13 protein-coding genes are annotated in these 14,006 nt (G+C 66.6%); 6 read left to right on the top strand and 7 right to left on the bottom strand.

The annotated features are described in order from the left end of the window. From E7Z53_RS20060 to E7Z53_RS18975, 4 genes are all read left to right on the top strand, one after another. A partial coding sequence (locus E7Z53_RS20060) for a hypothetical protein (protein WP_217905966.1) occupies positions 1-337 on the top strand: 337 nt, incomplete at its 5' end. A 494-nt stretch (positions 338-831) separates the two neighbouring features. Continuing rightward, the gene (locus tag E7Z53_RS18985; RefSeq protein WP_095650811.1) at positions 832-1,422 is read left to right on the top strand and encodes a recombinase family protein; all 591 of its coding nucleotides are present in this window, start codon (positions 832-834) and stop codon (positions 1,420-1,422) included. 487 nt (positions 1,423-1,909) lie between these two features. Beyond that, positions 1,910-2,872, top strand: a complete 963-nt coding sequence (locus tag E7Z53_RS18980; RefSeq protein WP_095650774.1) for a helix-turn-helix transcriptional regulator — start codon at positions 1,910-1,912, stop codon at positions 2,870-2,872. A gap of 190 nt (positions 2,873-3,062) precedes the next feature. Further along, entirely contained in the window at positions 3,063-4,922 is a 1,860-nt protein-coding gene (locus E7Z53_RS18975; RefSeq protein ID WP_176338587.1) for an FAD-dependent oxidoreductase, read from the top strand. A gap of 147 nt (positions 4,923-5,069) precedes the next feature. Here the strand turns inward: E7Z53_RS18975 and E7Z53_RS18970 are convergent, their stop codons facing one another. The 7 genes from E7Z53_RS18970 to E7Z53_RS18940 all read right to left on the bottom strand — a co-directional run bounded on the left by E7Z53_RS18970 (position 5,070) and on the right by E7Z53_RS18940 (position 12,217). Continuing rightward, positions 5,070-5,276: a tautomerase family protein gene (locus tag E7Z53_RS18970; protein ID WP_136341058.1), complete on the bottom strand. Its 207-nt coding sequence runs from the start codon at positions 5,274-5,276 to the stop codon at positions 5,070-5,072. Between the two features lie 198 nt (positions 5,277-5,474). Further along, positions 5,475-6,374 (bottom strand): dioxygenase family protein, encoded by a 900-nt coding sequence (locus E7Z53_RS18965; RefSeq protein WP_176338586.1) that lies wholly within the window; start codon positions 6,372-6,374, stop codon positions 5,475-5,477. A gap of 31 nt (positions 6,375-6,405) precedes the next feature. After that, entirely contained in the window at positions 6,406-7,566 is a 1,161-nt protein-coding gene (locus E7Z53_RS18960; protein WP_176338585.1) for a maleylacetate reductase, read from the bottom strand. A 170-nt stretch (positions 7,567-7,736) separates the two neighbouring features. Further along, positions 7,737-8,633: a catechol 1,2-dioxygenase gene (gene catA / locus E7Z53_RS18955; RefSeq protein WP_136341055.1), complete on the bottom strand. Its 897-nt coding sequence runs from the start codon at positions 8,631-8,633 to the stop codon at positions 7,737-7,739. A 133-nt stretch (positions 8,634-8,766) separates the two neighbouring features. Continuing rightward, the gene (locus E7Z53_RS18950) at positions 8,767-10,407 is read right to left on the bottom strand and encodes a 4-hydroxyphenylacetate 3-hydroxylase family protein (RefSeq protein ID WP_176338584.1); all 1,641 of its coding nucleotides are present in this window, start codon (positions 10,405-10,407) and stop codon (positions 8,767-8,769) included. A gap of 74 nt (positions 10,408-10,481) precedes the next feature. Further along, positions 10,482-11,063 carry a flavin reductase family protein gene (locus E7Z53_RS18945; protein ID WP_176338583.1) on the bottom strand — a complete coding sequence of 194 codons (582 nt, stop codon included), beginning with the start codon at positions 11,061-11,063 and terminating at the stop codon, positions 10,482-10,484. Between the two features lie 182 nt (positions 11,064-11,245). Continuing rightward, positions 11,246-12,217 (bottom strand): helix-turn-helix transcriptional regulator, encoded by a 972-nt coding sequence (locus E7Z53_RS18940; protein WP_176338582.1) that lies wholly within the window; start codon positions 12,215-12,217, stop codon positions 11,246-11,248. Positions 12,218-12,396: 179 nt separating this feature from the next. On the opposite strand from E7Z53_RS18940, the gene E7Z53_RS18935 reads away from it, so the two are divergent. Further along, a complete protein-coding gene (locus tag E7Z53_RS18935; protein ID WP_176338581.1) occupies positions 12,397-12,792 on the top strand; it encodes a hypothetical protein in 396 nt (131 codons plus the stop codon). 233 nt (positions 12,793-13,025) lie between these two features. Further along, complete coding sequence (locus E7Z53_RS18930; RefSeq protein ID WP_176338580.1) at positions 13,026-13,844, top strand: DDE-type integrase/transposase/recombinase; 819 nt, start codon at positions 13,026-13,028, stop codon at positions 13,842-13,844. Positions 13,845-14,006 lie beyond the last annotated feature (162 nt).

The following is a 14,006-nucleotide window of genomic DNA, read 5'->3' as shown; positions in this document are numbered from 1 at the left end:
AAAAGGACTTGACCGCAAGGCGCTCTGCCTCAGCGGCACCCTAGGTTTCCATAAAGCGGGGCCCGGTCTCGTCGTTGAACATCTTGACGGCAAACTGGTCCGCACCGAGGGACTCGACGGCGACTCGCAGTTGACCGTCCCGGGAGGCGTAATGGACGCGGCCCGGGCTGGCGCAGTCGAACATGCCCTCGTCGTCGTACTCAGGGCGTGGCCGAGGTACTCGTCGCGATCCAGGAGGGCTTCGACCTCCTCGAACGTCTCCTTGGCGCTGGTCGCGGTGGTCAGGTCTGACAGCATCCTGGCGAGAGAGTGCTGGATCGACTCCGACACGTGTTAGTTCTCCGATTTTGATCGACTGATCGCCCGTCGTCAGGGAATGTCCGCGGTCGGCTGCGGCGGTGGGGGAGGGGCAAACCGTCGCCATGGCCGTCATGTGTGCGGTTGACCGTGTCGGGATGCAATGGCCTGAGGTTGTCCAACGTCGACGGGTGGCTACAGGCGACACGCTGGGATCTAGCGGTTACGTCCGTTTTGGACACTACTGACGTTTCCGACTGGATGGCGGTATGCCACAGCCTATAGCCACATGGGACTGCCCCGACTTTGGTTGGCTCTGACCTGCCCCACGGTTGGGACTGTCGCAGCGACAGGTGGCAGGTTGACCTAGCAGTGCACCAGTCCCCTTCTCTCAATCCAAGGGATGCGAGACGTCTCATCCGGAAAATTTGCGCCCGCATGTTTCCGCGGTTGAGCATGTCTCGCATCTATGTGCTTTATCCGTACCCCTAGAATCGGATACTCAACGTTGGTTGCGAGACAGATTGGGTGGACATGGGGAAGCTGATCGGGTACGCCAGGGTGTCAACGCGGCAGCAGGACGCAGATCGCCAGGTGTCCGACCTACTGCATGCGGGTGTGCGACGCGATGACCTCTACATCGATCATGGAGTGTCTGGAGGCCGTCCTTCGCGTCCGAAGTTCGACAAGGCGGTGGCGGCCCTGGAACATGGCGATACCTTGGTGATCACCACGCTGGACCGGTTGGGCCGGTCGACGCAGAACATGCTGGCTTTCGCCGAGGCGCTACGGGGCAGAGACGCCGGCTTGCGCGTACTGAACTTGGGTGGGGGAGACGTCGACACCGCCACCCCGATGGGGTCCATGGTCTTCACCGTCATGGCCGCCCTGGCCCAGATGGAGCTCGAGATCAAACGCGAACGCATCACCGACTCGGTGGCCAAGCGTCGGGCGGCCGGCAAGGACCTCGGTGGGCGGCGCCAAACCTTCACCGACTCCCAGATCCGCAACGCCCTCCGGTTGATCGAGGGCGGGGAGCCAGCGACCCAGGTCGCCCGCGATCTGGGCATGTCTCGAGCCACCCTCTATCGGCGTATCCGGGAACTGCCCATATCAGCCACCTGATTTGCCCTGATGCTGGATGGCCGCGGTGAGGGTCGCTCAAGAGTCCGCCAAGGCCGTCTCCATGGAACTGCGGACCCGTGGTTGAGGTAGTTAAACGGTGCTTGGGGTGGGATTATGGGTCATGGCAAGTCATCGTGCTGGTCCGCTGCTGTTGCGCGAAGGCGACCGAGGGGAGCTGGTACGGCTGATGAGCTCCGTTCGTTCCGGGCCAGCGCGGCGGGGCGGGTCGTGCTCCTGGCCTCCCGAGGTAGCTCCAGCACCGTGATCACGGAGAAGATGGGACCACCCGCAGGACGGTCATCGGCGGGAAGGCCCGTGAGGGGTATGCGGGATCGATGTCGACCGGTAGGGCCGGCCACGGAGGATCGCTCACCGGGAGGTCGTCGACACCACGTTGCGGCCCTTGGCCGCCTATGACCACTGAGACCTGTTCGTATGACTTATCTAGGATCGGCACAATGCCGCTCTGGCACTGGGGGGAGGTGCCGTGCTCGACCCTAGCGAGAGCCCGGACGCGCCCAAGGTGCTGAGGTTTTCCACGGCGCGCATCCCGGTGGGCCACCGGGTGGAGCACTGGGAGTCCCACAACGCCAAGGCGCTCATCGGTCTGGATATCCGCACCATCGAGAACACCCCGTTGGTGGCAGAAGAGGTCAACCTGCACTTCCCGGCGATGCGCTTCGCACGGGTCAAAGGCTCCTCGCAGGTGGTGGAGCGCTCCGAGCAGTTCATCGCCGAGCACCCTACCGGTGATGTCGCCATGTTCTTCGCCCTCGGCGGGGAAGCGTTCTTCTACCATCCCACCGGGATGATCCTGCTCAAGCCCGGGCAGGCCGTGCTCTACGACGCCGACCGGCCGTTCCTGCGCGGCTTCGCCGCAGGGCTCCGGGAGCTGGTGTTGACGATCCCGCGTGAGGAGTACATCCGGTTGTCTCACGGGGCGTCGCTGAAGGAGCCGGTGATTTTCGAGTTCTCGTCTCCGACTGGGCTGGACCCGGCCGCGGCGGGCCTGGCCTCCTTGATCAACTCCGCCCTCGACCGGCGGGAGCTGGATCCGCAACAGGTGGAGCAGGAAGCCTTCGGCCTCGTGGAGCAGCTGCTCGCCCGGGCCCGGGGCACAAGCTCCGCGTACCGGTTGGCCCGCGATGTGATCGAGCGCCGCTTCAACAGCCCGGGACTCTCCCGCGCGGACGTCGCCAGTGCGGTGGGCGTCAGTGAGCGCCAGCTGACACGGCTGTTCGCCGCTCACGACGAGTCATTTGCCGAGCGATTGCTCGCCCACCGGCTCCAGGCCGCAGAGGCGTTGCTCGTCTCGAACACCGAGGCCGCCACACCAATCAGCGAAATCGCCGCCCGCTGCGGCTTCTCCTCCCAGGCGCACTTCTCCCGGGCATTCAAGGCCCATACGGGTGTGACTCCCTCCGAGCTGCGCAGGGCCGGCACCGCCTGAGTGATCCCGCGGTGTTAATGGCGTCGTCGGCCTCGGGGAGGGGCCAGGCGCGTCTCCTTTGATCCTGCGGGACCACACCGTGACGTTGCGGGACAAGCCCTCGGAGCGGAAAGTGTGACGCGCAACACTTTGAGGAACACCCACCGAGCACCCATCAAGCGTCACCCGGTGCGCGACCCAGGAGGTTCCCATGCCTGCTCTCGATGACGGAATCAAGGCCACGGCCCGCCCCACGGGCCAGGTGGTCGAGACTGATGTGCTGATCGTCGGCTCCGGCCCGGCGGGCTCTTCGGCCGCGTTGTTCCTGTCCACCCACGGGATCCCGAACATCATGATCACCAAGTACCGGTGGACGGCCAACACCCCCCGGGCGCACATCACCAACCAGCGCACCATGGAGGTGCTGCGCGATGCCGGGATCGAGGACCAGGTCCTGCGCGAGGCCTCCCCGCACGAGATGATGGGCGACACCGTCTACTGCGAGTCCGTGGCCGGTCGAGAGATCGGCCGCCGCCCCACCTGGGGCACCCGCCCGGACCGGCGCGCCGATTACGAGCTGGCTTCCCCCGCGATGCCGTGTGACATTCCGCAGACCATGCTCGAGCCGATCCTCGTGGAGAACGCCACCAAGCGCGGCACGCAGACCCAGTTCTCCACCGAGTACGTCTCCCATGTCCAGGACGAGGACGGGGTGAGCGTGCGTGTCCTCAACCGCCTCTCCGGCCACGAGTACACCATCCGCGCCAAGTACCTCATCGGCGCCGACGGGGCCCGTTCCAAGGTTGCCGCGGACATCGAGCTGCCCATGGAGGGCGAGATGGACATCGCCGGGTCCATGAACATCACCTTCAAGGCGGACCTGTCCCAGTACGTCGCCCACCGCCCCTCGATCCTCTACTGGGTCTTCCACCCCGGGTCCAACATCGGTGGCATCGGCGCCGGGCTGATCCGCATGGTCCGGCCCTGGAACGAGTGGCTGACCGTCTGGGGCTACGACATCAACGGCCCCGCCCCCGAGCTCGACGAAGAGGAGGCGGTTCGGATCGTGCGCAACCTCGTGGGCATCCCCGACCTCGAGGTCGAGATCACCGGTTACTCCCTGTGGGGCAACAACGAGCAGTGGGCCACACACCTGCAGAAGGGCCGCGTGTTCTGCGCCGGGGACGCCATCCACAAGCACCCGCCGAGCCACGGGTTGGGCTCCAACACCTCCATCCAGGACGCCTACAACCTGGCGTGGAAGATCGCGGCCGTGCTCAAGTGGAACGCCGGGCCTGAGCTGCTGGAGACCTACTCGGCCGAGCGCGCCCCGATCGCCCAGCAGATCGTGAACCGCGCTAACCAGTCCTCCCGCGACTACACCCCGATCTTCGAGGCCCTCGGTGTGGCCGACGCGAAGGACAACGACGAGTTCACCGAGAAGCTGCAGTTGCGCTACGAGAACTCCCCCGAGGGCGCGGCCCGGCGCGAGCAGCTCCGAGACGCCTTGGACTTCAAGGACTACGAGTTCAACGCCCAGGGCACCGAGATCGGCCACTTCTACGCCTCGGACGCCACCGTGACCGACGGCGCGGCCCGCCCGGAGCCCACCCAGGACCCGATGCTGCACCACCAGAAGTCCACCTTCCCCGGCCTGCGCCTGCCGCACGCCTGGCTCGGTGACGAGAAGGAGAAGTTCTCCACCCACGACATCGCCAAGGGCACGCAGTTCACCCTGTTCACCGGCATCACGGGGCAGGCATGGGCCGACGCTGCGCAGACCGTGGCCGCCGAACTCGGCGTGGCACTGGAGGCCGTGGTGATCGGCGACGGTTGCGCGGTCCAGGATCTCTACGGCGACTGGATGCGCCAGCGCGAGGTCGAAGAGGACGGTGCGATCTTGGTCCGCCCGGACAAGCACATCGCGTGGCGGTCGATGTCGGTGGCCGAGGACCCGGAGCGGGAACTCGTGCGGGTGCTGGGCCGCATCCTGGACCGTCCCGAGGTGTTCACCCCAGCCCCGGCCACCGCCGGTGAGGAACTCGGCGAGCCGGCACCGGCCAACGCCTGACCGACTCCCGCGTCGAGGGGACCGAACTGCCCGGTCCCCTCGACGCGGGGTTCAGTCAACGGTCCACGCCCCCGTGGGGGCCGTGCCCCTCGCCGCATGAGACGCCACCGTCACTTATCCGAGCGGCAGTTCCGTCCGTGTTCGCGCTTATGGGGTGGGGTTGTCGGTGCGTTCCTCGCTCTTGAGGGTGGTGCCCACGGTCCACAGCTCCGGGTCGACCTCGTTGACCAGCACACGCACGGAGTTCAGCGGGGCGTCGAGAGTACTGGCGACCGTCTTGGCGACTTCACGAAGGCACTCCTGAACGACGGCTCGGTCACGACCGGCGATCATGTTGATGGTGACGATAGGCATGTTCTCTGCTTTCCTCGGTTCGCTGGGGTGTGGCGTGCTCTGGCGCTCCAGGCGGGGCCGGCTGAGTCCAGATACAGCAGTCCGTCACATGTGACTCCGGGCTGCTGTTGACGGTGAAGGGCGCCTGCCCCGTCCTCATGGAGCAGGCACGTAGTCGCCCGGACAGGGGTGAGCACCCCATCATGGCCGGTGGAACACTCAGTTCTGGGGGGCGAGGACGATGTCGAAGCGGGCCCGCGCCCAGTCCGTTCCGCTTAGGTCGCGCCCGTCCGGGGTGGGGGTGCCGGCGGACTGGGTCTCGAAGCGCTTGATCAGGGAGTCCTTGACTCCGAATACGGAGTCCCCGATCTCCAGCTGTGGGTCACCCTCGACGAAGATGTGGGTGACCAGGGTTCGCATGTTCTCGGCGGTGACCATGAAGTGCAGGTGCGCAGCCCGCACGGGGGAGCGTCCGGTGGCTTCGAGCATCGCCCCGACGGGTCCGTTGTGCGGGATCGGGTACGGGGTCGGTGTCAGGCCCCAGAAGGCATAGTGCCCGTTCTCGTCCGAGTACAGGTGTGCGCGGCCGGCGACGCGGTCATCGTCGTACTGGACGTCGTAGAAGCCGTCCTCGTCGGCCTCCCACACCTCGATCCGCGCATTCGGGACCGGGTTGCCCTCGAGGTCACACACAGTGCCCTCCACCCAGGCCGGTTGCCCGGTCGCACCGCCGGCGAGGTCCCCGCCGATCGGGATTTCCGGGGCGGTCTCGAGGAAGAAGGGGCCGAATACGGTGGCTTCGGTGGCGTTGCCGGCCACGGGGTTGTTCACGGTGATGGTCTGCATCGAGGCCCCGAGCACGTCGGAGAGCAGGATGAACTCCTGGCGCCTCTCGTCGGTGATGTGTCCGACCTGGGTGAGGAACTCGATGGCCTTCCCCCACTCGGCTTCGGTGAGGCGGACCTCGCGGATGAAGGCGTGCAGGTGCTTGGTGAGCGACTGCATCAGCTGCTTGAGGCGGGGGTCGGTGGTGTTGGCGAAGGAGGCGAGAACTTTCGCGGTCAGGGCCTCCTCGGCTGCCTGTTGCTCGGCGGACACGGCGGTGGTGGTTTCGGTCATTGGAGGAGCCCTTCTGGTAGCGGGGCGGTGGTCAGCGAGGGGCCAGTGGTGCGGTGGTAGGCATTGCCCCGGTGAGGGCCTCGGTGAGCAATTCGGTGATGTTTTCCTCGGTGACGGTCACTGGGTTCGAGGCGGGGGCTGCTTTTAGCACCCGTCCGGCCGCCTCGGGGATGTTCTCAGCAGTGAGGCCGTAGTCGGCCAGTTTCGGCGGCGCGTCCACCGTCCGGTAGAGCTCGCGCAGGGCGGTCACGGCGGTGGCGGCTGGGGTGTGGCTGTCGTCGACGGGCAGGCCGTGCAGCATCGCCACGGCCGGGTCCTCTCCGTCCCCGGCGACGGGGCGGCCCAGGGCGGTGGCCAGCCGGGTTGCCAGCTCCGGGACTGCCGGGGCGTTGAAGGCCAGCACGTAGGGCAGCACGGTGGCGTGGGTCTGGGCGTGGGGCAGGTCGAAGGTTCCACCTAGGACGTGGCAGATCTTGTGGTGTAGCCCGGACCCGGCGGAGGCGAAGGCGACCGCGGCCAGGTAGCAGCCGTAGAGTGCCTGCTCCCGAGCTTCGAGGTCGCCGGGGTCGGCGACGATCCCGCGCAGGGCCAGGTTCAGGGCTCGGGCGCCTTCCAGGGCCATCGCCTGGTTGATCGGATCGGCCTTCGGCGCCCACAGCGAGTCCACACAGTGGGCCAGCCCGTTGAGCCCGGAGGCCACCGACAGTCCCACCGGCAGCGTCTTGGACAGCTGCGCGTCGTAGACCACGGCCACCGGCAGCACGCGGTCGTCGACCCCGGTGGTCTTGGTGCGGTCCTTGGTGAGTCCCCAGACGTTGGTGGCCTCGGACCCGGCGTAGGTGGTGGGCACCGCGATCACCGGGATTCCGGTGGTCAATGCCACGGCCTTGGCCAGTCCGGTGGTCGAGCCCCCACCGACGGAGACGATCACGTCGATCGACCGCTCGGTGGCCGCTCGACGGGTCTTCTCGGCGATCTCGACCGGCACGTGCTGGACCACTTCTTCCCACCACAGCGCTGTGGTGGTGCCGGTCGTGGCGGTCTCGGCCAGGGTCCGCTCGGAGGCCCCGGCGATAACCATCGGTCGGGACGCCCCGAGTCGGCCGACCTCCGTGGCCACGTGTTCGGCGGCCCGGCCGGTGCCGAACAGCACCCGCTGGCCCAGGGTCTCGTGCGTGAAGGTCATGGACATGGGACTGGTCCTTTCAAAAGGAAGGAAGTAGAGAACAGCCAGATGGAGGGGCCGGCGAGATCGGTTGGTACGTGGCCTGTACGGCAGTGTCCCCGTCAGCCGCGGCTGACGGGGACACCTGCAACCCGGCTGGAAGGGCGACGCGGTAGGGATCCGTGGAGACAGAATCCTTACTTGGTCTGGCCCTCCTTGGCCAGGACGTAGTCGTAGACGACCTCTTCACCGGCCCCGCCGTCGGTGCGCGGCTTCGGGTCCAGCATCAGCTCGGGCTTGACCGCCGAGGCGATGTCGTCCTCGTTGTGCGGGTCGCCGGGGAAGTACAGCTGCTGGGTGACCAGCTGGTACCCGGGGGCGGAGACCTTGATGTGGATGTGCGCCGGGCGCCAGGCGTGCCAGCCGGCCGCACTGATGAGCTGCCCGCAGGCCCCGTCGGTGGGGATCTGGTACGGGGCCGGGCGCATCGTGTTGATCTCGAAGTACCCGTTCTCGTCGGCCGTCACGGTGCCGCGGAAGAGCCACTCGGGCAGCTCCGGGGCGTACTGGGAGTAGTAGCCGTCGGCGTCGGCGTGCCAGATCTCCACCTGGGCGTCCTGGATCGGGTTGCCCTCGGTGTCGGTGAACCGGCCCTTGAACAGCAGCGGGGTGCCCGGCTCGTCGGAGCGCATCTGCAGCGTCGCCGGGGTCTCCAGCACCGGGGCGCCCGGCACGTAGAAGGGGCCCTCGATGGCACTGACGGCACCGGGGCGCTCCTTGGAGTTGACGTCCACGATGGTGTGCTCCAGCCACACGTCCAGGAACAGCGGCCACTCCCCGTCGGCGCCGACCTTGATCAGCCACGCCTTCAGCGCGTTGTACTCCTCGTAGGTGACCTCGTGCTCGACCGCGATGTCGTTGATCGCCTTGATCGCCGCACCGGCCAGCAGGGACACCCGCTCCTTCGGCACGTTCAGCTTCGCCAGCTTGCCCGAGGCGGTGAACCGCTCGGTGGCCTTGGACCCGGCCTCGACCGCGGTGCCCTCGTTCTCCTTGCGCGTTGCCGCGCCGGTTTCTGTCTGGGTGTTCGTCATGGTCTTCACACTCCTGGTGGTTCGTTGTCGGGGAGATGGGAATGGTCGACGGCTGCACCGTCGGACAGGTACGTGGTGCCCTGCGGCCCCGGGGAGACGGATTCCCGGGGCCGCAGGGAGCATGGGGCTGGGCTCAGCGGTCGCGCAGGGCGTTGCCGTGGCCGGCGGTGCGGTCGCGGTCGCGCTGAAGGTAGGCGTTGACGTCGGAGCCGTCGAAGAGGTCGGGCACGGTCCAGCCGTCGAGGTCGTACTCGGCCATGCAGTCCTCGACCATGCCGTGCATGGTGTCGGTGGTGCCGTTGTGCATGGCGTTCATGAGCATCTCCACGCGCACGTTCTCGTGGTTGCCGGAGTAGTTGCGCTCATAGAGTTCGTGGCGGCCGCCGAACTCGGAGCCGATCGCGTCCCACAGCAGCTTCATCAGCTTCACCCGGTCCACCGCCTCGATGCCGTTGGAGCCGCGCACGTACTTGTCGAGGTAGGGGCGGATCTGCGCGTTCTTGAAGTCCAGGGCACCGGAGGGCAGGTAGATCAGCCCGGAGGCAACGTCTTGTTCGATGATCTCCTTGATCCGGGGGTAGCCCTGGGCCATGAACATCCGGTAGGCCAGCCCGTAGTCCATCTTGGGCAGCACCGACCCGTTGGGTCCTTCATCCGGGTTGAGCATCATGGCATCGGCCAGGGCCCAGAACATGTTGCGCCAGCCGATGACCTCCCCGGCGCGGGCCTGCACCCCGCGGAAGTCCTGGGTGCCGGCGATCTCCAGGGCCTTGAGCAGCAGCCCGGCGATGAAGTCCAGTTTCACGGCCAGGCGGATGCAACCCTGGTAGGTGAAGCGCTGGATGAACCCGGTTTTGGGCATGAACCCGTTGATCTGGTCCGGGTCCCCGTAGGCGAAGATGTTCTCCCACGGGACCAGGACCTTGTCGAAGATGAACACCGCGTCGTTCTCGTCCATCCGCGAGGACAGCGGGTAGTCGAACGGGGTGCCGGTGACCGCGGCGTTCTGGGCGTAGGAGGTCCGCGAGATCAGCTTGATGCCGGGGGCGTCCATGGGCACGGTGCAGATGATCGCGTACTCGGGCTTCTTGATCGGCAGCCCGTAGTGGGAGATGAAGTTGAAGTTGGTGATCGCCGAGCCGGTGGCCACGACCTTCGCCCCGGAGACGATGACCCCGTTGTCGGTCTCCTTCTCCACCTTCATGAAGACGTCCTCGACCTGGTCCGGGGGCAGGTGCCGGTCCACGGGCGGGTTGATGATCGCGTGGTTCCAGTACAGGACCTTTTCCTGGGACTCCTTGTACCAGCGCTGGGCGTTCTCCTGGTAGGGGGAGTAGAACTCCGGCATCGCCCCGAGGGTGCCCAGGAACGCGGCCTTGTAGTCGGGGGAGCGGCCGAACCAGCCGTAGCTCATCCGCGCCCAGGTCTCGATCGCGACCCGGGACTCCTTGAGGTCCTCCACCGAGTGCGGGACCTTGAAGAACGGGTGGGTCTTGCCCCCGGAACCGGTGTCGGTGTCGGAGAGCAGCTTGTCCGAGGTCGCCGGGTCGTGGAAGCCGTCGTACATCCGGGCGACCATGCGCACCGAGTTGCGGAAAGCGGGGTGGGTGGTGACGTCCTCGACGCGTTCACCGTGCAGATAGATCTCCCGGCCGTCCTTGAGGGACTCGATGTACTCATCGCCGGTCATCGGCAGCAACGGGTTGGCTGGGGTGGTGCGCTCGGACATGTCGCCGGTACGGGTCTGGCGGTCGGTCTCCGGGGTGGTGGTCATGGTCTCGTCTCCTTCGATGCGGTGGTGCTCGGGTGGATCGGGGGTCAACGGTGTGGAACGGAAGTGGTGGGGGATCAGAAGGACGGGAACGAGGTGGAGCCCTCGAACCAGCCCATCGCCATGCTGTCCCCGGAGGCCTCCCACGGGCTGCCCCCGGAGAATCCGCCGACCTCGCGGAACTTCCCCGACACGAACAGCAGCGGGTCGACGTCGTTGATCTGCAGGTCGATGACCTCGCCGATGACGATGATGTGGTCCCCGCCGTCGTAGATGCGCCAGGGCTTGCACTCGATGGTCGCCGCGTTGCCGCACAGGACCGGGATGCCCTCCTCGGAGCGCCAGGCGGGGGGAGCCTTCATGGGCTTGCCGGCGAAGTGCAGGCAGGTCGCCAACTGGTCGGCGGCCATGATGTTGATCGCGAACGGGGCGTCCTGCAGGTACTGGGAGGCCTTGTTGCCGCGAATCAGGGTGATCTGAGCCAGGGGAGGGTCCAGGGACACGGCGGTGAAGGCGTTGACGGTCGCCCCGTGCGGAGTGCCATCGGGAGTACGACAGGTGACCACGGTGACCCCGGTGGCGAACTTCCCGAACGCCTTGCGCAACTGTCGTGCATCGATGGCCGGCGCCTGTGGTTCCGTTGCAGCGGTCTCGCTCATGGAAGCGTCCTCCTTCTGGGTCGTGCACCGGAGAGCGGTGCCATCCGGTCATGTCCAGAAGTGTTCTGCATCACACGAAGGCCTTGAAGGGTCTGTCCCGTGTGGGACAACTGATGTCCCGTGCAGACCATCGTGATACCCCAGGCCCCTGCATTGAGACGTGGAGGCAAATAATGCGCGCTCTACGCTTCGACCGCGCGCTGAAGCTCCAGCGGGCTCACCCCGGTGCGAGCCTTGAAGACACGGGCGAAATGCGAGGGTGAGGCGAAGCCGCACCGGCGGGCGATCTCGGCGACCGTCGTGCGCGGCTCGGAGACCAGCAGGACCTCTGCGGCCTGCAACCGGTGAGCCTGGAGATGATCGGCGAACGTCTTGTTCTGTGCGGCGAACAGGCGGGAGAGCTGGCGTTCGCTCACCCCCGCGGCAGCTGCGACCTGCGCGCGGTCCAGTGCGAGATCGCCGAAACGGTGCTCGATCTCCTGCACCGCCCGCCGGTAGGCCGAATCCCTTCCGGTGTCCGTGGCCCGAGCCAACAACCGCTCCACCAACCCGAAGGCCTCCTGCTCCACCCGGTACAGGTCCTCCTGAGGCCGGCGCAGAGCGGAGTTGATCAGAGAAGCCAAACTCGTAGCCGCCGGGTCCCTCCCCGGGTTCCCGCCGCCCGTGGCGAAATCGAACACCACCGGCTCCTTCAAAGGCTTTCCGTGCGTCAAGCGCACATACTCTTCATGCGGAACGGTAAGCACCAACTCCTGCAAGCCGCGGGAGAACCCGCGCACGAACGGCCGATCGGCATCGTAGAGCACCGCCTGACCGGGCCGGAGCAGGATCATCCCCGTGGAATGGTAGAAAAAAGCCTCCCCGCTCAGGGCGAAGAAGATCGCCACATCCCCGGTCGGATGCTCAGCGATGACCCGTTCCGACCGCTCCACGATCTGGGACGAACCCCTCACTCCCGCGAACCGCAGGGCGGGGAAATAGAGGTTGACCTCCTCCGCCACGAGTGGGACGTTCTCCAGGGTGCGGATGTCCAGGCCGATGAGCGCCTTGGCGTTGTGGGACTCCCAGTACTCGATGCGGTGACTGGCGGGAATCTGGGCCGTCGAGAAACTGACCAAGCCCGAGGGCGGCTGAGCGCCCTGAGGTGCTGTCACTGCATCACCCCCTCCGACGAAAATGTGAGATACAGCACTCCCACAGTTATAGAGACTCCGGGGACGTCAAACCACTGCCAGGCCAACTACCCCCGGGACTTTGGTCGCCAACTTCCGCGGGCCCCTGGCTGGCAGGATGGTTGTGAACCAGGTTGTTCCCTTGATGATGGAGCAGGCTCATGACTGTGATCATTCCTTCCCGGCAGTTCTCGATCGAGGAACGGCGTCGGCTGGTGCTGGAGTACCTGGAGCTGCCGCATGGGTCGAAGGCAGGATTCCTGGAGGCCCACCAAGTGGGCAAGAACCAGTTCCGTCGGTGGCGTGAGGCGCTGGCCGATGGTGATCTGGACGGCGATCGACTGCCGCGCAAGACTGGATGGATGACCCGCCGTGAGGCCGCTGAAGTCCGCCGTCTGCAGGCCGAAATCGAGCGATTGACCCAGCAGTTGGCCGCTGAGCACAAGGTGGTCGATGCCCTGGGAAAAGCTATCTCGGTCATGCACGCACTTGGCGTGGCCGACGACGCGGAGGACCACGATGGGCCCCGCCCCAGCACCGGGACCACCAAGAGCTGATCGATGCTGAAGAGGCACTGATCGGTGAGCTGGTCGACGCCGGACGCACGCAGTCCCAGGCGCTGGAGCTGATCGGATTATCCAAGAGCGCCTACCACTACCGACGCCACCCCCGCCCGGGTGTGCCGGTGCCGGTGGCGCACCGGGACCGGCACCAGCCCCACGCGCTGAGTCCTCAGGAGCGCGAGCAGGTCCGTGGGCTGGTGCGCACCGGAACCGCGGAAGGACTCAGCGTGGAGCAGGTCCATCTGCGCCACCTCGATGAAGGGCCCGTGCTGGCCAGTGGCGCCACGTTCCACCGTCTGGCCGCCGTGATGGCTCCGCCGCGGCCACCGGGCCAGGTCCGGGCGCGACCACCCGGGGACCGCTCGACCCCACAGTTGGCGGCCACGGGCCCCGACCAGGTGTACTGCTGGGACATCACCTTCCTTCCCGGCCGGCTGTCCCGGCAAGGCTTCGCCCTGTATTCGGTGATCGATCTGTACTCACGCAAGATCGTCGGGATCACCGTCCAGACCAACGAGAACCACCAGATCGCCCGGCAGCTGCTGGCCGGGGTCATCGATGCCGCCGATGGTCGGGTGCAGGTGGTGCACTCGGACAACGGGGCGGCGATGACATCCAAGACCGTCGCCAAAGCCCTGGCCGATCGGGGCGTGACACGGTCACTGATCCGGCCCGGAGTGAGCAACGACAACGCCTACATCGAGTCCTGGTTCGCCACCGTGAAGTCCTGCCAGCACTACCCCGGAGCCTTCGATGACCTCGCCCACGCCGGGACCTGGGTGGCCGGCTGGGTCGAGCACTACAACCATCACCACCGCCACTCCGGGATCGCCGGATACACCCCAGCCAGCGTCCACGACGGCACCTGGACCACCGTGGCCCGCACCCGCCAGGCCCGCCTGGACACCCACTACCAGGCCCATCCCGGTCGTTACCGGCGGCCCCCGCAGGTGCCCACCCCACCGGCCACAGCCACGATCAACCTCACCAACGACGGCAAACGACTCGAACTGCCCCCGACCCTTCAAACCCTCATATCCCAATAGACCGGTTCCCCATCAGCCGGACTCCTTGCTCTGGCTGCTGGGGAGGTCTTGCTCCATGCTTTACATATGGCCAGTTAGCGGCGTCGGACTGACGGGAGTTCTCGCATCTGGTGGAACTCCCGTCGGGCCGATTTCACCCCGGTTCCGCGGCACACTGCGGTC

The organism is Kocuria salina (genome assembly GCF_013368965.1).
Taxonomy (GTDB): domain Bacteria; phylum Actinomycetota; class Actinomycetes; order Actinomycetales; family Micrococcaceae; genus Kocuria; species Kocuria rosea.
Note: the sequence above shows the minus strand (reverse complement) of the source record. Positions and strands in the feature narration are given on the sequence as shown.

What these genes read in the sequence shown, in the direction of transcription:
- E7Z53_RS18945 (WP_176338583.1), bottom strand. Translation starts at nt 11,063, where the DNA reads ATGAGCGAGACCGCTGCAACGGAACCACAGGCGCCGGCCATCGATGCA.
- E7Z53_RS18970 (WP_136341058.1), bottom strand. Translation starts at nt 5,276, where the DNA reads ATGCCTATCGTCACCATCAACATGATCGCCGGTCGTGACCGAGCCGTC.
- E7Z53_RS18985 (WP_095650811.1), top strand. Translation starts at nt 832, where the DNA reads ATGGGGAAGCTGATCGGGTACGCCAGGGTGTCAACGCGGCAGCAGGAC.
- E7Z53_RS18975 (WP_176338587.1), top strand. Translation starts at nt 3,063, where the DNA reads ATGCCTGCTCTCGATGACGGAATCAAGGCCACGGCCCGCCCCACGGGC.
- E7Z53_RS18960 (WP_176338585.1), bottom strand. Translation starts at nt 7,566, where the DNA reads ATGTCCATGACCTTCACGCACGAGACCCTGGGCCAGCGGGTGCTGTTC.
- E7Z53_RS18950 (WP_176338584.1), bottom strand. Translation starts at nt 10,407, where the DNA reads ATGACCACCACCCCGGAGACCGACCGCCAGACCCGTACCGGCGACATG.
- catA (WP_136341055.1), bottom strand. Translation starts at nt 8,633, where the DNA reads ATGACGAACACCCAGACAGAAACCGGCGCGGCAACGCGCAAGGAGAAC.
- E7Z53_RS18965 (WP_176338586.1), bottom strand. Translation starts at nt 6,374, where the DNA reads ATGACCGAAACCACCACCGCCGTGTCCGCCGAGCAACAGGCAGCCGAG.
- E7Z53_RS18935 (WP_176338581.1), top strand. Translation starts at nt 12,397, where the DNA reads ATGACTGTGATCATTCCTTCCCGGCAGTTCTCGATCGAGGAACGGCGT.